Below are 17,806 nucleotides of genomic sequence, written 5' to 3'. Positions count from 1 at the left end.
TCAATGAGCGACGCACCAACGACGAATCAGCCCGGCACTCAGAACGACCGAGTCGACGACTGTCTTGCGATAGGCAGTATTGTGAGTTCGAACAGCCACATCGACTACACGGTCGAAATCTACAACGAAACCGACCGAGAGCGTGCTCCCGCCCCTGACGAATGTGGATTTGGCCAGCCCGTATTCGTGAAAAAGACGATTGGGGTAGACGAGTACGTCGTAATGGGCGTCATCTACGACACCCAGCTTGTTGACCCTGACCAGGGGCGGTCCGGTCCGCGGCTCGCACAGGGTGACCAACCGCAGTTCACACCGGGATACGTCGAGGAACGAACGAAGTTCGCGGGTGTCGCCCTGCTGGGTACCGCAGTAATTGGCGACGATGGGACTATCGAGAGCCCGACCCAACAGATGCCGCGGTGGACACTCGCCGTTGAGGATATCGTCGAGCGGTGTCCAGATGGCGTAACCCGCGACTTCCACACCACCGAGGATGGGCGGCTTCAACTCGCGTACATCGAGCGGCTACTAGATGTCGCCGGTCCACTCGGTGCGGAAGTCACACTGGCACTGGTCGAACGTCTCCGTGAGTCGTTCCCTGCAAAAGAACACCAGCGAGTTCTGAACGTCATCGAGAAGGACATCAGATGGCAGTCATCTGTTGATCGGGGGGTGATGCGATGAGCACACCACCCTCCTCGTCCACGACGACTGGGAGCAATGGAGACCTTATCGGTACCGTAGCTGGCCCAGGAGATGGACCGAACGAGTTCTTCATTGTCACCCCGGACGAGCAAGCGGTGAAGACAGGTGAGTTCATCACCTACTCGGTGACTGTCGAGGGGACGCCTCGGGATGTCATCGCTCGCGTTACCAACCGCGAGCAGGCACGGGGCCTCCCCGAGACGTTCATGGCAGACCCGCATGTCGCGCCAGAGGCGGTCGCTGGGACGCTCGGAGTCCCGACGGAAGACATCGACCTCTATCGGCTCGAGGCGACTGTCATCGGTTTTTACGACACCAATATGGAAACGTTCTCTAACCCGCGCCAACTTCCACGGCCGGGAACGCAACTCCGAACTGCACCGGACGCGATGTTGGAGGCAGTCCTCCCGAACCTCGGTGTGGGTGCTGCAGACGCTCGTACCGAAAGTGGCGTGGTAACCTTGAGCTCGGTCGACGTCACAGCACGAGATGGCCTCGCTCACATGGGGTGGTTGCTCAACCGCGAAACCGGTGCGGTCGATCTCCACGTCCCCATCGACGAGTTCGCTGCGACACACTTGGCCATCCTCGCGTCTACTGGCTCTGGGAAGTCGTACACTGCCGGTGTTCTGATGGAGGAGATGATGAAGCCAGACGTTCGAGCGTCACTGTTGGTGTTCGATCCACACGGGGAGTACGGGAGTCTCTCGGAGATGCGGGGAGAAGATATGTTCGCTGGCGAAGACGGGTACCGACCCGAAGTCGAGTATTTCACCCCAGAAAATCTCCGGATTCGGATTTCGGAATTGAGCGTTGGAGACGTCATGGCTGTTCTGGACAACCCCAGTGATCGTATGCAAGAACGACTTGCTGAGGGGTGGCGAACAATGCAACAGCGTGAATCTCGCACGTGGGGTGTCGACGAACTACTGGATGAGATGCGGAACCAGTACGGCACGGACGACGCGAGTGTCGGTGCGCTCGAGTGGCGTCTTCGCCGTTCTATCCAACGCAACGAACTCTTCACGACGGATATGAACGTCCCACTTGACGACCTCGTTGCACCGGGTCGATGTACCGTTCTTCAGATGGACACGCTGAGTCGTCGTGACCAGCAGATGATTGCGACGGTGCTTCTCCGTCGTTTGTATCAGGCAAGGCTGGCTGCCGTTCGTGAGCGCGGTGACGACCCGAATTTCGACGGTGACATCATCGAATTCCCACTGTTTTCGCTGTTTGAAGAGGGTCACAGATTCGCGCCAGCGACCGGTGACGCTCCCTCGTTGGGAATCATGCGGACAATCACCTCCGAGGGCAGGAAGTTTGGATTCGGGCTCGGCATCATCAGTCAGCGACCATCCAAAATTGACCAGGACGTCCTCTCTCAGTGTGGGACACAGGTCACGATGAAGATACAGAACCCGACCGACCAGAAGGCCATCGAGAGCAGTGTTGAAGCTGCTGGTGAAGACGTTCTCCGAGAACTACCAGGACTCACACCAGGGCAAGCAGTGGTGTCTGGAGACGCGATGAACACGCCTGTGCTGATTCAGGTTCGGCAGCGCCACACACAGCACGGAGCGGATAGTATTCCTGCAACAGAGGAATGGCGGACTGCACACGAGCAGCGGCAGGAACAACCGACACGGTCCGAAGGTGCTGATATGGGTGGTGGTGATTCGAGCGGTGAAGTCGACTTGCTAGGAGATAGATAACCCGAATTACTCAGTTCAGACCCACAGGTCGGTTCATTTTCTGTTGAGCCAATCGGCATCGCTGCAGCCGCTGTATATGCTGCGGGAATTGAATCTGGTTTCGAAGACATACCACAGCGTGCAGCAGCATCCGCGGCAGAAATTTCGACTGACACGATATCTAAGCGATTCCAAGAGATTCGGGCCACAGCACGAGACGTCGGCAAGTGGTCGGACTGAATCTCCTATCTTCACGTAGATAGTGTAATCTATTTTTGACATTTGTCACTTGGACTATATCGTTGTTCTATATTCGGACTGGTTGGCACTTGATGAAGTTCGTACTGATGGATATACAGAATGATAACTGCGGCAGAAGTTATAAATATATGAGATGAATTTGTCTATAAATGGGTAGCTTCAATTCTGATCTCAAAGACGGTGAACTCATTGAGCAATATCTGGTGAAATACTTATTCCCCAAAATCTCTGTTTCGTTCGACCGGTTAGAGAGTATGTCTGAGCAATACGATGAAGGTGATATTAGGGCGACGATACCCGATGTCGGCGATGAGTTACTGTTGGACGTGAAAGCCCAAACGACATACATCAATAACCCAAGAGAATCGTTCGTCCTTGAACTAGATTATCTAAAACATGGACAACTCAAACAGGGGTGGTTCTACGACAACTCGAAAGCCACAGAATACTACCTCTTCGTCTGGATCTCTGATGCTCGACGTGATAATCTTCGACAACTATCCGATATCGAGACTGCGAAATGTCTCCTGGTGAGTAGGCAACGCCTTCAGAAATTCTTAGCAGAGGAAGGACACGACAGAGACAGTGTGGAAGCAAAGGCACGGCAAATTCGAGAGCAAGGACAAAAGAAGTACATCGCGTCCGGGCATGACGACTTCTTCTACTACTTGACAAATTTCCTTGATGAACGACCTCTGAACATTGTAATGAAGTACGATGCACTTGATCGTCTATCTGAAGAAACATACGTCGTAGAAGGTGATTCTCTGAGGGCCGGGGAGAGACTTTTCGGATGAGAATGAGTTCTGATATCGCTTAACGCAATCAGAAGCGATGGTACCGATTGAGCACAGGTTCTCTAGTTATCGGCTGTGCCGAACACAAGCTCGTCGTCGGTTTCCACAGCATCCGGTTGCTGATTAAGCCAACGACCCATCTGCTCTACGAGCCCTACTACCAGCGCGTTCCCCATACAGGTGTAACGCCACGTCTCTGGCATTCCGGTGTCAGTCCAGTCATCTGGGAAATCCATGAGGCGTTCGGCTTCCTTGGGCGTCAATATTCGAAAGTCACCGGTCTTCGGGTCTTCGACGACGTGCTTTACACGTCCCACTCCCGTCGTTCCTTCGCTAGTCAGGAGCGTCCGCGATGGTTCGTCGAGCTTGTCTGGGAACGGGATGGCACCTTCCTTGAACGTGTACTCGTAACCCTCATCCGTTACGCGTTCTTCCTCCTTTGCCCCCTTTATGTACTCCCACCGGTCGATGTCTTCCTCGTTCAGGAAGTACTCTTCTGAGACGCCGTCTCTCTCGAGTACGTCACCAAGCGTCTTTCCGTCCACGGTGTCTGGGTCGACTTCCTCGGTCCAGATGTCGCCAGCGACCATGGCACCTGCATGCTTGAAGTGGAATTCGAAACTGTCACTTGTCTCCTTCGGGTCTCCCAGAAGCGACGTATCCGGTTCTTGTGGCATTGGGAACCGCTGTTGTCGGTCTTTCACCGGGAACTCGCGGGGGAAGAATCCCTTCTGAGAGAAGTATTGTGGTTTTGCTGCTTCGGCATCAAGCCACGCCCCCCATTCAGTATCCCGTCTTGCTGCGAAGATGAATACTCGCCTGCGCTTGGTCGCGTAACCGTAGTCGGCTGCATTTATCATTCGCCATTCCACGTTGTATCCGAGATTGTGGAGACAGTGTAGAACGACCCCGAAGTCGCGCCCACGCTGTTCCGTTGGTGACCGAAGCAATCGGTTCACGTTCTCCAGCAGTAGAAGAGGTGGGCGTTTCTCTCGGACGATTCGCTCGATTTCCCACCAGAGGACGCCTTTCTCTCCCTCGATACCCTGTGCCCCAGTCTGAGCGACTGAGTAGTCCTGACAGGGAAAACCACCGACGAGAAGGTCGTGGTCTGGGACGTCCGTCTCATCCACTTCGTTGATGTCCACGTTGGTGTGGTTCTCTTCGCCGAAGTTCACGGCGTAACAGTCCGATGCATGTTGAGCCTGGATGCTAGGCTCCCACTGATTGCTCCAGATAATCTCGTGACCGGCACGCTCTAGACCAAGTCGGAAGCCACCAACACCTGCGAACAACTCTACAGTCTCCAGACCCATCTTTATAATCGGAAACGGTAATCCACCGATTGAATCTGTCGGTACCTAACGAGCGGAGGCCCCCGAAAATGTTCGCCCTGGTTACTTATTCGGACTACCTGTCGAAGTCTCGCAACTCCGACTGAGCGTCACCAATTGACACGAACCGGGAAATCGACTCTGCATCTGTCGCACGGTCCTTCGATTTCTTCCACAAGGCATCCTTCTTCACGTACTGTACGCGACCCCTATCGATTAGTTCGAGATTTGCATTATCTGCTAACATGCGAACAAGGAACCGTGTTGGGATACGCCAGCTTCGCCGCTCGGGTTTTTCCAGGTGTGGATGCCCACTGTTGACGACGAACGACCCAGGTTCGTCGTTCGCGAAATCGTAGTTGTGCTTTGGACAGGTTTGGAGAATATCGTTACCGGCCTCGGTCTCGCTCAGGTGCTCACCCTCCAGAACTTGTCGACGTATCTCTTCGTATTCTTCCTGAATCTGCTCGTCCATGTGCTCGTGTGGGGACCAACTCTGCCACCAAATGAAGGGGAAATCAGCTCGTGAATCACCATCGTGAACGAACCATACGATTAGTAGATTTAGGAACTTCTTCCGCAGTTTCTCAATGTCACGCCAGTACTCGGTCTCAGCAACCTCCGAATAATCAATCATCCCCACGCTTAGCGGTTCTTTCGGGTAGAAGTAGTCTCCATACGAAATCTTCAGAGGTTTACACTTCAGTTCTAACCCCGCAGCACGGAAGTCCGGTAAAGGATCATTATCATTAGCCATCCCGTAGTAGTTCTCGAGAAGCTCACCAAGCTGGCCTTTGACCTTCGTTCTATCGGCACCACTCAGATCAGTCGTCACGATGTCTCCGAACGTGTGTCCAAGGAGTGCGTCGGAGGCGGCTTCGATTTCTTCTATCGATGCGTCACGACCAATCGGAGATGCGTCCATGTCGTCAGGATAGCAAACTCCCATATATATATACTTATAGATTTTAATGAATTTCTTTATCAACTGAATTATAATCTGACAGTGGACCAAGCTAGCAGGCCATCGTCCAACGTGTCTTTCTAAAATAATATATTTCTGATACTATGGATCGAAATGTCTTTACGTGTTCGATAGAGATTGGTTCGTATGCCAGAGGCGCCAACGGCGGTTGACCTGTTCTGCGGTGGTGGTGGTTTTAGTGAGGGGCTTCGTCAGGCGGGTTTCGATATTACCCATGCAGTCGATATCGAATCAAAAGCCTGTGCGACTTATCGACTGAATCACCCTGACGCAGAAGTCATAGAGGCAGACGTACTCGACACCGAACCAGAAGATCTGCCAAACGATATCGACCTTTTGTTTGGGTCTCCTCCATGCACTGAGTTCTCCTGGGCGAAGAGTGGGGGCGGTGGTGACATCGAGGCGGGGATGAAACTCGTCAAACGGTTCCTCTATTTCGTCGTGGAACTGGACCCAGACTACTGGATTATGGAGAACGTCCCACGGCTCGACAACTACCTCCCCGAGACTGTGGAGTACGAAGACATACCGTGGCTTGACCGCGAGGGAACTCTCGAAATCGAGAAGCACGTTCTCGCTTGCAACGAGTACGGTGCATCACAGCGTCGTAACCGACTATTCTCTGGACAGTTCCCTGTCCCCGAGTCTGATACGAGTCGGGTTCTCAGCTTTGGCGAGGTCCGAGAGCACTTCCCACGACCGGTCCACGGTCCAACTGACGATGCGACCATCGCTGACCCCATTTACGACGAGCTCTCGCTTCCGGAGTCAGAACTCACGGACCATTTCTACAATAGTCACCTGACGAACCGCGAGGCAGAGGAAATACGAGTGCGTAAGGAAGACCACTCGTTCTACGGAAAGATGCAGTTCCCGGACGACCCAGATGTACCGTCTCGGACCGTCCTCGCGACGAACCGACGAGTCGCACGGGAGACGCTCGTGATGGAAGAAGCCGACGCTCCCGAAGGCCTGAGCCGATTCCGTAAGCCGACGATTCGAGAGATTGCGACTATCCAGGGCTTCCCAATCACCTATCAGTTCACGGGGACGTCGCAAGCACAGAAATGGCGCCGTGTTGGCGATGCTGTTCCTGTTCCGACAGCGTTCAGAATCGGACAGGCGCTGCGCGAGTCGATGGGACTCGACCCTGTCGACTCTCCCGACGTACGAGAGAACTGTCCGGAAGTGGGTGCGAATCTGAACGAGAGGGACACCTCGTGGAAGGGTCGACGTCGTCTCAGTATCTCTCGAAACTTCCGTCATCACGTACCAGTCGATAATAAGCAGTCTTTCCGCGTCGACCTCGAGACCGACAAAGATGGTGGCGTCAGGCACCCACTCGATGATGCTGTCGACGGTGACTTTCGCCATCCTGTCGAGTTCGAGGTTGTACTCTACCGTGGATACTCCACAGACGTGGAATCGACCACGGTCGATTTCGACACAGCACTCAAACTCCTCGATGGATTGCTCGATTCGCGGCCTGAATTACATCGAGAGGTCGAGAAGGTTATCGATGGGTTCGTCTCGGAACTTGGCCCACAAATTCCCGACGCGAGTACGCTCCAAGCCATCAGGTCACGGCGCCACGAACGCGATGAGCCGCTTGAGTACAATCTACTCTCGGCCATCTCAGACTACGATGGGAGCGGGATTGTCGACCAGGTCTTCCCGCAATTGGAGTTCGACCGAAGCGACCGGGTCGAGACTCCAGACTTGTTTGGGGCTGAGGATGACACGCTCCCCGTCCGTGTGCTATTGAAACTTGTCGGTGCGAACTACCTAGCGTACAAGCTCAACTACTGTGGTGCCTGGGTCCAGGCGAACCGAGATGAGATTCATGTCCCAGAGGAGTTCGAAGACTCGTCGGAGTCGATTACTCCCCTTTGCGGTTCTGAAGCCGATGGCAAGTGTGTGGACGATAGACTCCGTGCACGATATCTGTCGAATTCTACGGAACCACGGATGGGTTCCACTCAGACCGACTAAAAAATCTAGATTTTCAGCCTAAGTCCCAGACCGTCCATATTGTCTGACATCTGCCATCTACTGGGCCACAGTAGAGTAGTGAGGTTTGAGACGTGTCTACGGTCGATTGCCCGGTTTTTAAATCCTCCTAAACAGCACTCGCGCTCGAAACATTCGATGATTGTTGCTTATCAGGATAAGTTCGACGACGAAATGGCATCGGTGGACTCAACAATTTAATCTGGATTACGACGAATGAAATTGGCACGTTGAGCAATGTCAACTGAAGATACTGTTATGCTCTCTGACGATGGATTCTCATGTATGTCTAAGCGCCATAGCGTTTCTATCAACCCAGACCCGTCGTTGATGGAGGACATCGGAGCGGCGAGTTTCACGGTTGCAGAGGCTATCGTTGAACTTGTGGCGAACAGCATGGACGCCCAAGTCGAGGGAACCGATATCGAGGTTGACATCTACATCGACTCATCCGAGATTCGAGTAGTCGACAACGCGAAGGGGATGAATGGCGATGTCTTGGCTCAAGCCGTTCGCCTTGGGGTGAAAATGGATAAGATTGGGAAGGTCTCGGCCTCTCGGAAGGGGATGTTCGGCCTCGGAATGAAGACTGCGTGTGCCAGCCTTGGACGCCGGTGGTCGGTCACGACCCGTCCAGTCGGCGAGGGGACAGAGTACTTCGTTGAGTTCAACCTTGAGGAATGGACGGACCGAGCGGGCGATTCAGATTTCAAGTGGGAAATCGAAATCGAGGAACGAGAACCTGACGAGGATGGGGTCCTGGGGGTTCGCGAGCACGGGACCGCAATCGTGGTCCAAGAGCTCCGAGATTACAACCCCCTGGCCGGTCCGGTACTAGATAAACTTGGCCGGGCATACAAGGGACACATCGAGGACGGCGACGTCATCAAGGTGAATGGTAATCGAGCACGTCCCCCCGAGTACGATTTCATAGAAGGGTCCAAACAGGAGTTCAACATCCCATGTGGCGACGATGAGGAACACCGAATCTACGGGTGGGTGGCGTTGGACAAGCAAACCCACAACGATGACATCTTCGGTCTGAACCTCTACCGCGAGAACCAACTCGTTGAGCCTTGGAACAAGGACTTCTTCAAAGCTCACCTCATGACCTCCAGAATCATCGGTGAGGTACATCTCGATTTCGTCCCTCCAAACTTCTACAAGCGGGGGTTCGAGCGACAATCCGACGAATGGAAGGAAGCGAGGGAGACGATGGAGGAGTTCCTCGAGCCGGTGGTCAAAGCTTCTCGGGAAGCGAGCAGGGGCAAAGACCCGAAGAAGTTCCGGAAAGCTGCCAGGGGCCTTCAAAAGGCGCTGGGTGGCGGGTCTGAAGTTGCGGACCCTGACGGTGGCGAGGAAGGAGAGGATGAGGACACCTCGGGGGGCGGGACTGGGGACGATGATGGTGATTCGACGCACGATGAAGACGAGCTAGTGCAGGTCGATGCCAGCACCCTCTCCATCGATGGCAAACGGATTCGGCTTTCGTACGAGATGGCTGGGATACCCGACGAACGTCTCCCGTGGGATTACATTTATGATGAGGCAACGGGGGAACTGCAAGCCATCCTCAACACCAACTCGCGACTCCTCGACAAATCGGAAGACCACGAGATTGTAGGAACGTTGGCCTTGGCGGACTGCATCGCGTCCTTCCTCACTGACGAGATAGGGTACGAATCGTCCGATGCGAGACGCTATCGTAACATGTGGCTATACCAGAGGCTCGGTGAGTGAAGATGAGCGACGAACGAAGCGATACGGCCGGCGAAGTTGAGGCTGTAAATCTCGAATCCGAATCGCCGAAGTTGGCCCTCGTCGACGTCTGGGATTCATCACGAGACCCGTTCAATGAATGGGTGCTTTCGGTCTCGCAGACCTTCTACGAAAGCGGCTTGGGAATCGAGATGGTCGCGCGGTTCTTGGACACGACCCCTGGAGAACTCGCTGCCGTCCTCGTCCTTGCGACGATGGAGGAAGACGACCTCTCAATTCTCGCAGAAGACGTCCCACCGAAAACCACGTGGTTCGCCTTCGCGAATGCAACCACCGACGAGATCGTTGCTGGGTTGAAAGCGCTCGACGATATGTCCTCTGACGATGCGCCGCACGCGGTGGTGAAAGGGGCCTTCCGGGAGGTCAGCGGACCGCGACCGGAGGAGAACGTTGCCGAACTCCCTGGAAAGGTCTTCTTCCACATGTCGACCAAAGCGAAACAGTACGGCCTGTTGAGCGGGAAGTCGAGGAAATTCCTATTCGATATGGGGAAGAGAAGGAGAGCGGACTACGATATGTCCCCTGCTCAGGCTGATTACGCGTGCGATTTGCTCGAACAGTTGGCGGACAAGGGGGCGGTCACTCGTGGTTCGCCCGACGACGATCAAGACATCTGCAACCAGGTCTTGGACGCGCTCAGACGGTGACATCCATGTCCTCGAATGATGCGCTCTTCACGGAGCTCGATTTGGACATCCTCTACGAGGGCTGGGGTCAGGATATTCTCGATTCGTTCGTCCGCCCCGTCCTCAAACGCGCTCGTAGCTACGACCGACTGACCGGGTTCTTCACCGTCGACTCGCTATTGGCAGTCGCGGACGGTATAGACGCTCTGTGGCGGAAGGAAGGGACGATGCGCCTGATTGTCGGTATACACGACGTCCCTCATGAGATTCTTGAGGCTGAAAGGCTGGATGCAAAGACTGCTGACGAGATGGTTGAGGAGGTTAGAAGACGTCTGCTCGAGGAGGTATCGACTGTCCAGGACGAGTTCGCTCGGAACAGGCTCGCTACACTGGCATGGATGATGAACGACGGGTTGCTCGAGATTCGTATCGCCTGCCCGGTCGACCTCGAGAACCACCGGTCTGGAGGTATCTTTCACAACAAGCGGATGATATTCCGAGATACCGAAGGCAACACCGTCGTCGGTGTGGGCAGCCCGAACGAAACAGGCGCCGGGATGCACGGGAACATCGAGGAACTGAGCGTCTTCACCGATTGGGAAGAAGGCCAACGAGCGTTTGTTCAGCGCCACACAGAGAGCTTCGAGAACATTTGGAATGATGAACGTGAGTACCTCAAGGTCGTCGAGCTCGACGATTCTTTCGCGAGCGAACTTCTCGACCAGCTCAACGCCCCGAAACAGCCCCCTATGTTGCAGCGCCCCCCCTCCGTGAAGATTGACGAGGTACTCGAAATCGTTAAATCAAGCCCTGCATATTCAGTACTCTCGTTCGACAACGTGGGGTTGTACCCACACCAAGAGCGCGTGTTCGTCGAAGCACTTAGCCGATGGCCCATTCGAGTCCTCCTCGCAGACGAAGTTGGCCTTGGAAAGACCCTCGAAGCTGGGGCGATACTGACCTACTTACTGGAATTCGGTGATGTCGAGGACGCGACGATTCTCGCCCCAGCCAACCTCCTCAAGCAATGGCAGGAAGAACTCACGTTGCATTTCGGGCTCGACTTCTGGCGGTGGGATTCGACGCAGACAGAATACATCTCACCCACGGGTGAAATCTGGAATCAACCGCTCGGCGGCAATCCAGTCGGTCCGGCAGCCCCTTCACGTGTCCTGATATCCGCACAACTCGCGAGAGGGACGAGGCAGCGGGGCCATATCTACGAAGACGCAGATCGGTTCCCTGACGTCATACTCGTCGACGAGGCGCATGCTGCAAGGGTTCGACCGACCCTTGATGGTTCGTATCGCCCGACGAGACTCTGGCGACTGCTTGACGACGTTTCCCAGGAGGTAGCCCATCTTGTATTCATGACTGCAACTCCCCTTCAGACGAATCTGTATGAGTATCATTCGTTGCTCGCGTTACTGGGGTTGCCGGAACTCTGGGACGATTCGGAGGTGTACGAACGGTCGCTCGAGATTCTCTCCGGTGGCGAAGGTGCAAAGAGTCTCCAGAACGCTCGCTGGACTCTCCGATTGTTGGAAGCGGTGGTTAATGACATGAAATACACTCCCGACAATATCTCGCCTACCCAGCGAAAGCTCCTTGAGATGGCGAAGTACTCCGGCGAGAGCCCATCGCTAGACGCTATTAACGAAGTCATGGAGGATTGGTCAAGCGCGTTCGACCTTTTGGTCAAACTCCATCCCGCACATCTTCTCACACTCAGAAACAACCGATCTTCACTCGTAGAACTCGGGTATCGGTTCCCGGAGCGGCGGTTCGAATCTCCCGCGCTCGATATCCCATTGGAAGTCAATCAGTTCTACGATGGTCTCCATGAGTACCTACGGGAGGCGTACGGGTCAGTCGAGGAAGCAGCAGACCCTAATCGGGAGATTAGTCTTGGGTTCACGAAGAGTTCGTATCACCAACGGACTGCCTCGAGTCTCAATTCTGCCATCTGTAGTTTGGAGAATCGCCTGCAGAAGATTGACGCGATAGCGGAAGGATACGACACGGACGCTGATGTCCTCGAAGAAGAGTACGAAGAGCCGGATATCAGTCCGGATGAGGAAGAGTCACTCTCTGAGAACACCAGTTCCGAGCAGCGACGGCTGGAACGTGCGAAGAGTATCGAATCAACCTACATTATGGATTTGATTGGACGATTGGAGAACTTCGTCGATGATGGTCCCCTCCGTGACCCGAAGATGGATACGATGGTCGGGTTGCTGAATGAGCACCTCCCCGAAGAGGGAGTCCTCGTCTTCTCACGGTACACCGACACTCTCGATGCCTGTCTCGAAGCGTTCAGAGCAAATCAATCAGATAATCTGGATGTCGGATATGGGTTGTACACCGGGCAGGATGCGTGGATCACGACGGACGAAACACAGCGTCCGGCGACCAAACAGGACGTAAAACTCGCCTTGGAAGACGAGGATATTCGGGTTGTCTTCTGTTCTGAGGCCGCCGCGGAAGGGTTGAACCTGCAGGCTGCTCGGGTGATGATAAACATCGATGTTCCTTGGAACCCGGCGAAGTTGGAGCAACGAATCGGTCGCATCGCTCGTTTGGGCCAAACGGCTGACGAGGTGGTAATATACAATCTGTGGTATCCTGACAGCGTCGAAGCGAAGATGTACACCCGCCTGACCGAACGCAAGGATTTGTACGATATCGCCGTGGGTCAGTCGCCGGAGATTGTCAGTAACGCAATACGCTCGAGGGTCGTCTCAAGAGATAGACGAAGTAGTGGTAACATCGAGGACGCCATCGCAAACCTTGGCGAGATTCGACAGAGCGTCCAACATGCCGCAATTCAGAAGGTCTGGGGTTCGCCCGAAGAGCTGATTCCGCTCTCAACGAGAGTTCGAAGAGCGTTCTTGGAGGTATTGGCAGTTGTTGCGCCGAACGCGACGCTCGAATCGGGGGCGTCTTCGGTTCGCGTGACGCTATCCCAGCCCGATGGCAATTCGATTATCGCGGAATCAGAGCCAGAGGATAGGTCGGTCTTGACGCTCCACCATGAGATGCTGCAGGTGCTGTCCGACTTGAGAGGGGTCCTACTGGCAGACGAAGAACTCTTGGTGGTCGAAGATTCGGCATCCAACCACCCGATTGGACTTTGTCTCAAAAGCGATGATTCTATCGCCGTTATCCCCCCTGCTTCTCTTCCTGAGTTGGTCTCAAGGCTCATCAATGGGGAATCAATGCGTACCCTTGTCCGCGGAGACGGCTGGATTCCTAGAGACGAAGCAGATTTCAGCAAGCAAATCTATGCGACGTCTCGATGGCTTCCTAATCATGCTCTGCTGAAAGCTCCGTTCGATGAGTTGGACTCCATTGAAGAGCAACCATCTTGGAGCGGGCTGAACCTACATCTTCGACCTCTCTAACCCTTCGTCTCATGGCGAAAAACAGTTCACTTTCAGCACCTATTGAGTAACCTCATAGAGAAACATAGAGCAGAGTACAGATATACACGAATCACACTCAGATTGTAGTTTATACTAGCACTTTTCCACCTAAGCGAGATTACATGGAGAAATTCAATGGAAACAAAGTACTGTCATCGGGACGAGGTCGTCAGTCAATTAGTCATGAGCTTCAAATTCCAATCTCAAAGTGAGTTAGCCGAGACTTCGATGATTGACTCGTCGACACGCTGTCGTCAACACCCATCCAGTCTCGAGGGTTCATTAAGCACGATGTCAAGTCGCTCTCAGATGTTCTCTTTTATCTCGCCGACGCACTCCCTTAGTTTAGATTCCTCTTGAACTGTGGCCTCGCAGGACAATTCCAACGAATGTCACATTCGGTACACGTACCTTCAGATGGCGCCTCCATCTGTGAGATGCCGAACCAATCTCGAGTGCTTCGAGATTGTTCGATATCTCGAACCGTCTCGTCGAACGCAGTAAGTGCGTCTTCGACTTCCCCGGTCGAGAACGACAATTCAAACATAGCGTCGTCTCGACTATCTTCACCAACAAAGTAGATGACTCCACGGTCTGGGTACTCACCTCGTTGGTACGCGTAGAGTTCGGCATACGTGTTAAGTTGTGCGCGGTAGTCGTCGAGTTCTTTATCGGAATCCGGTCGACTTCCGGCCTTGTAGTCCCAAATTTCACGGCCGTCTTCGTCTCCCAAGAGGACGTCGACGATGCCTTCGAGGACGAACTCACCACGGTTACTCTGGAGGTGGTGTTCCGTATCGACGACACGCGGGTACAGGTCAGCCCCTTCACGCCGATTGAACCGTTGGATGTACTTGAGGGCCGTCTCCTCGGCTTTTTGGCTCATTGGTCGAATGTTCTGGGCTTTCAACGACGAGGCAACTTCGCGGAAGTAAGTCTCGATGTCACCATCGCTAGGGATTGTTCCGGCAGATACACCGTCGATTTCACCGCTGTAATGTCGGTGAGCCCGGTCGAGCGTTTCGTGGACGACGCGACCGAAGAACAGTTGCGTCGCGTGGTCGGGGACGAAACTCATCTCGTTGTAGTAACCGTACTGCCGTTTACATCGCCTGTACGCGAGTACGTCGCCCGTAATGCTGTAACGGCGCTTCAGCGTCGTCGAATTGTGTGAACCAACTGATTCCTGGGCGGTCTCGAAAAAGTCATCCGGGGTTCGAACTCGCCGTTCGTCATCGAACCACTCGGTAGTAAGTTCGTCATTGTCCTCCGAATAGCCCAGCGAAAGCGTGGTCGGTGCGCCTTCGTTATCGAGGAGTATTAGGTCTTCTTCCGCACGGGAGTAGGCGACGAAGAACCGGCGAAGCTCGTCGCGTTCTGCGCGTTCCGTTTCTGTCCCTGAAGGGTTGATTGAGGCGTAGGGTCGAACCTGTTCTTCAATCCAGTACGTACCGGACATCCACGGCTCGCTGTCGAGGTCGCTCGTGAACACGACTGGGAACTCGAGACCCTTCGCCTGGTGGACCGTCATAACCTGCACGAATCCCTCTGGGATCTGGTTGTAGGGGTCTTCTGGTTCGTCAAAGTCGCTTGCTTCCAAGTACCCACAGAACTGCCAGTAGAACTGTCTGAGAAATCGTGTGGAGACAGTTTCACTCCGCGTCGACTTGGATAATCTGTGTGCACCCGACACACTCATGAACGAATCGAAGAGATTGGAGAGTTGTCCTAGGCGGTTCCCCGGTGCTGGGTAATCTGGGCTCTCAATCCACGTCTGGAAGGGTTCGAAAGAAAGAACCCGATAGAACAGGTCCAAGAGAGTCAATCCTAACGAGTCGCCACCTTCAGCGTCCTCGAGTGCTTCACGTCGCGTTTCGACGTACGCAGCCAGTTCACCCGCATCGAATTCGTCCACGAACTCTTCATAACTGTCGTACCAGGTGTTTAGTTGTGTCCGGGTTCGACCACGAATGTTGATTGTCTCTGCACCGTCGAGGCCGGGGTCGATACAGTGAAGGAGTGCACCGAGTGCGAACTTGATTTCGGTCTGTTTCAAGAAGGCTTTGTTTCGGGGATTGTACACAGGAATCCCTCGCTCACGCAGTGCAGCAACGTACGGGCCTGCATTTTTGGGAGTCTCTTTCGTGCTCTTGAACAGGAACGCGACTTGGCTGTAGTCTGTGATGTAGTCTCGTTCGTACAGTTGCTCAACGAGTTCCGCTGCTTTTTCAGCTGCCACACTGTCACTGCTCCCCTCTAAGAGTGCTTTGACGCTCGGCCGCCCTGCTGTGTCATCTCTACCGACTAACATCGAGTCTTTGTCAGGGGCGCGGGCTCCTGGCACTTGCATGAGCGGGTAGTCGTCGAGGTATCGGTTGCACCAGTCCACGACATCCTTCGTCGAGCGGTAGTTGTGTCGAAGTTGGACGGTCTCGACGCTTGTATCGAAGCGTTCAGCGGCACGCGTTGGGAACTGTATCAGACACTCGACCGTCCCACCACGGAACCGGTAAAGAGCCTGGTCGTCATCACCAACTACGGTGATGTTCGGTTGGTCGAGTTCCTCTGCAAGTCGGAAGTAGAGTTCTTGTTGAAGCGGATTTGTATCCTGATATTCGTCGACGAGGACGTGCGTGAGTGGTGGACGATTGCGCTCTTCATCGCCGTCGACAAGTCGCCGCCCGCTTTCGCTTCCGATGAACTCGATAAAGATTTCCAGCAACCGAGAGAAGTCACACCGACTGTTGTCTTTGAGCGTCTTTCGGTACTTTTCGAGCCCCTCAGCACAGGCTTTCCACTGATCGGGTGCTTGAGATTGCATCGCTGCTGTGTCTACTCTGTACTGTGAGACGCGATCAAGCAAGGTCGCTGCACCAGACGTGGCCTGCCACTTGTTCGGGCCATACTGGTCGCTGATTCCCCAACCCAGCATGGGTTTGAAGAACCGCCACTCGTCTCCGCTCAGTTCTTCCTCCGAAATCGTCTCCCACTCTTCGACGTCTAATCCCCGGCCACGAACGTAGTCCACGAAATCACAGTTGTCGTACATGAACAACTGCTGTCCATCTGCATCGAGTAGTTCGACGTTCGCATACTCGGGATATCGGTACTCCTGTATGAGGTCGTTACACAACGAGTGGAGCGTTCCGATGCGGAGTGCATTAGCGTCGACCTCGTCTTCGAACCCGAGCGTCGAAAGTCGGTCAGCGATTCGTTCTTCGAGATTCTGTGCGGCCTTCTCGGTGAACGTGGTGATGAGAATCGATTTGGGCGCAACTCCATCGACCAAGAGAAGTCGCAATGCCCGAGAAATGAGTACCTCAGTTTTTCCACTGCCGGGGCCTGCAGTGATGCAAAGCGGCCCATCTGCGCTGGTGATTGCTGCCCGTTGCCCCTCATTGAACGACCAGTTTTCGTCATCAAATCGTTCTTTGTTTGCGTCCTCGAGACGGGAGAGGAAACCGTCGAGAGAAAGTGGAAGCGATATCATGTGACTTGTTGATAAGGTTGGAGCGGTTAAATAATTAACTACTATAGATTGCCCCTATCTCAAAATTAAATACATTGTTGGGAGGAGTCTAGGAACCGTGGGTGAGCTATTTTTTCAACCTTGGGTCAATCGCGGGATCACGTCCTTGTTTTCGGGCTTTTCGCTTCGCTTTCTCGATACTGGACTTGTCGCCAGAGTTTGTCTCAGTGAACACCCGGTTTCCGATTCTTGACTTAGCAATCGCCCTCAGTCTGCGGTTCTTGGACCCTGCCGATTGTTTCGACCTCTTTGGCTTTGTCGACTTCTTCGACTTCTCAGATTGTTCAACCCCGAGTTTTTCGAACTCTGTCTGGTTCGTAATGTACACCTGTGTTTGGTCGTACTTTGCGTAATGATGGTCCTTGACCCCCGTGAACCTGAAGCGAGTCCCGATTTTCAGATAGGGGTGTCGAACACTGTTCGCCACGACGAACGTCCGAATCCGGCCAGTCTTCTCGTCACGGAGTTTGCCAATAATATCAGGCATCTTGGAGTCATCTTTATTGACCGATTTGATTGAGTCGATAACAGCCTCAACTGTGACGTACTCTCCACTACCCGAGAGTTCAGTAATACGGCGTCTAGGATATCTTGGCCGTGAGCTAGTGTCCTGCGACTTCGAGTGTTGTGGCGGGTCGGAGTTTTGCACTGTGGTTGGTGC

General features: G+C 54.0%; 11 protein-coding genes. 7 read left to right on the top strand and 4 right to left on the bottom strand.

Annotated elements, in window-relative coordinates; all coding sequences use genetic code 11:
• Positions 1 to 3: 3 nt before the first annotated feature.
• The 3 genes from GJR98_RS17015 to GJR98_RS17005 all read left to right on the top strand — a co-directional run bounded on the left by GJR98_RS17015 (position 4) and on the right by GJR98_RS17005 (position 3,457).
• Positions 4 to 684, top strand: a complete 681-nt coding sequence (locus tag GJR98_RS17015; RefSeq protein ID WP_154269889.1) for a hypothetical protein — start codon at positions 4 to 6, stop codon at positions 682 to 684.
• Positions 681 to 2,420, top strand: a complete 1,740-nt coding sequence (locus GJR98_RS17010; RefSeq protein ID WP_151139936.1) for an ATP-binding protein — start codon at positions 681 to 683, stop codon at positions 2,418 to 2,420. Before GJR98_RS17015 ends, GJR98_RS17010 begins: the two co-directional genes overlap by 4 nt.
• A gap of 389 nt (positions 2,421 to 2,809) precedes the next feature.
• A complete protein-coding gene (locus GJR98_RS17005) occupies positions 2,810 to 3,457 on the top strand; it encodes a hypothetical protein (RefSeq protein ID WP_151139935.1) in 648 nt (215 codons plus the stop codon).
• Positions 3,458 to 3,519: 62 nt separating this feature from the next.
• Here GJR98_RS17005 and dcm read toward each other — a convergent pair whose 3' ends face one another.
• Entirely contained in the window at positions 3,520 to 4,773 is a 1,254-nt protein-coding gene (dcm, locus tag GJR98_RS17000) for a DNA (cytosine-5-)-methyltransferase (RefSeq protein ID WP_151139934.1), read from the bottom strand.
• 94 nt (positions 4,774 to 4,867) lie between these two features.
• Positions 4,868 to 5,716 carry a MutH/Sau3AI family endonuclease gene (locus GJR98_RS16995; RefSeq protein WP_191965523.1) on the bottom strand — a complete coding sequence of 283 codons (849 nt, stop codon included), beginning with the start codon at positions 5,714 to 5,716 and terminating at the stop codon, positions 4,868 to 4,870.
• Between the two features lie 186 nt (positions 5,717 to 5,902).
• Here GJR98_RS16995 and GJR98_RS16990 point away from each other — a divergent pair, with 186 nt between their 5' ends.
• From GJR98_RS16990 to GJR98_RS16975, 4 genes are all read left to right on the top strand, one after another.
• Positions 5,903 to 7,768: a DNA cytosine methyltransferase gene (locus GJR98_RS16990; protein WP_151139932.1), complete on the top strand. Its 1,866-nt coding sequence runs from the start codon at positions 5,903 to 5,905 to the stop codon at positions 7,766 to 7,768.
• A 303-nt stretch (positions 7,769 to 8,071) separates the two neighbouring features.
• Positions 8,072 to 9,526 (top strand): ATP-binding protein, encoded by a 1,455-nt coding sequence (locus GJR98_RS16985; RefSeq protein WP_191965522.1) that lies wholly within the window; start codon positions 8,072 to 8,074, stop codon positions 9,524 to 9,526.
• 2 nt (positions 9,527 to 9,528) lie between these two features.
• Positions 9,529 to 10,212: a hypothetical protein gene (locus tag GJR98_RS16980; protein WP_151139930.1), complete on the top strand. Its 684-nt coding sequence runs from the start codon at positions 9,529 to 9,531 to the stop codon at positions 10,210 to 10,212.
• Positions 10,213 to 10,217: 5 nt separating this feature from the next.
• On the top strand, positions 10,218 to 13,595 hold the full coding sequence (locus tag GJR98_RS16975) for a helicase-related protein (RefSeq protein WP_151139929.1): 3,378 nt from the start codon (positions 10,218 to 10,220) through the stop codon (positions 13,593 to 13,595).
• A 361-nt stretch (positions 13,596 to 13,956) separates the two neighbouring features.
• Here GJR98_RS16975 and GJR98_RS16970 read toward each other — a convergent pair whose 3' ends face one another.
• Together GJR98_RS16970 and GJR98_RS16965 are read right to left on the bottom strand one after the other, a co-directional pair.
• Positions 13,957 to 17,106: an ATP-dependent DNA helicase gene (locus tag GJR98_RS16970; protein ID WP_151139928.1), complete on the bottom strand. Its 3,150-nt coding sequence runs from the start codon at positions 17,104 to 17,106 to the stop codon at positions 13,957 to 13,959.
• A 106-nt stretch (positions 17,107 to 17,212) separates the two neighbouring features.
• Positions 17,213 to 17,632: a hypothetical protein gene (locus GJR98_RS16965; protein ID WP_151139927.1), complete on the bottom strand. Its 420-nt coding sequence runs from the start codon at positions 17,630 to 17,632 to the stop codon at positions 17,213 to 17,215.
• Positions 17,633 to 17,806 lie beyond the last annotated feature (174 nt).

Source organism: Haloferax marinisediminis (assembly GCF_009674585.1).
Lineage (GTDB): Archaea > Halobacteriota > Halobacteria > Halobacteriales > Haloferacaceae > Haloferax > Haloferax marinisediminis.
The sequence above is the reverse complement of the archived record's forward strand: the minus strand, read 5'-3'. Positions and strand labels throughout refer to the sequence as shown.

Excerpts from the sequence above, each read along its gene's own strand:
- GJR98_RS16980 (WP_151139930.1), top strand. The coding sequence starts at position 9,529 with ATGAGCGACGAACGAAGCGATACGGCCGGCGAAGTTGAGGCTGTAAAT.
- GJR98_RS16985 (WP_191965522.1), top strand. The coding sequence starts at position 8,072 with ATGTCTAAGCGCCATAGCGTTTCTATCAACCCAGACCCGTCGTTGATG.
- GJR98_RS16995 (WP_191965523.1), bottom strand. The coding sequence starts at position 5,716 with ATGGACGCATCTCCGATTGGTCGTGACGCATCGATAGAAGAAATCGAA.
- GJR98_RS16970 (WP_151139928.1), bottom strand. The coding sequence starts at position 17,106 with ATGATATCGCTTCCACTTTCTCTCGACGGTTTCCTCTCCCGTCTCGAG.
- dcm (WP_151139934.1), bottom strand. The coding sequence starts at position 4,773 with ATGGGTCTGGAGACTGTAGAGTTGTTCGCAGGTGTTGGTGGCTTCCGA.
- GJR98_RS17015 (WP_154269889.1), top strand. The coding sequence starts at position 4 with ATGAGCGACGCACCAACGACGAATCAGCCCGGCACTCAGAACGACCGA.
- GJR98_RS17010 (WP_151139936.1), top strand. The coding sequence starts at position 681 with ATGAGCACACCACCCTCCTCGTCCACGACGACTGGGAGCAATGGAGAC.
- GJR98_RS16990 (WP_151139932.1), top strand. The coding sequence starts at position 5,903 with ATGCCAGAGGCGCCAACGGCGGTTGACCTGTTCTGCGGTGGTGGTGGT.
- GJR98_RS16975 (WP_151139929.1), top strand. The coding sequence starts at position 10,218 with ATGTCCTCGAATGATGCGCTCTTCACGGAGCTCGATTTGGACATCCTC.
- GJR98_RS17005 (WP_151139935.1), top strand. The coding sequence starts at position 2,810 with ATGGGTAGCTTCAATTCTGATCTCAAAGACGGTGAACTCATTGAGCAA.
- GJR98_RS16965 (WP_151139927.1), bottom strand. The coding sequence starts at position 17,632 with ATGCCTGATATTATTGGCAAACTCCGTGACGAGAAGACTGGCCGGATT.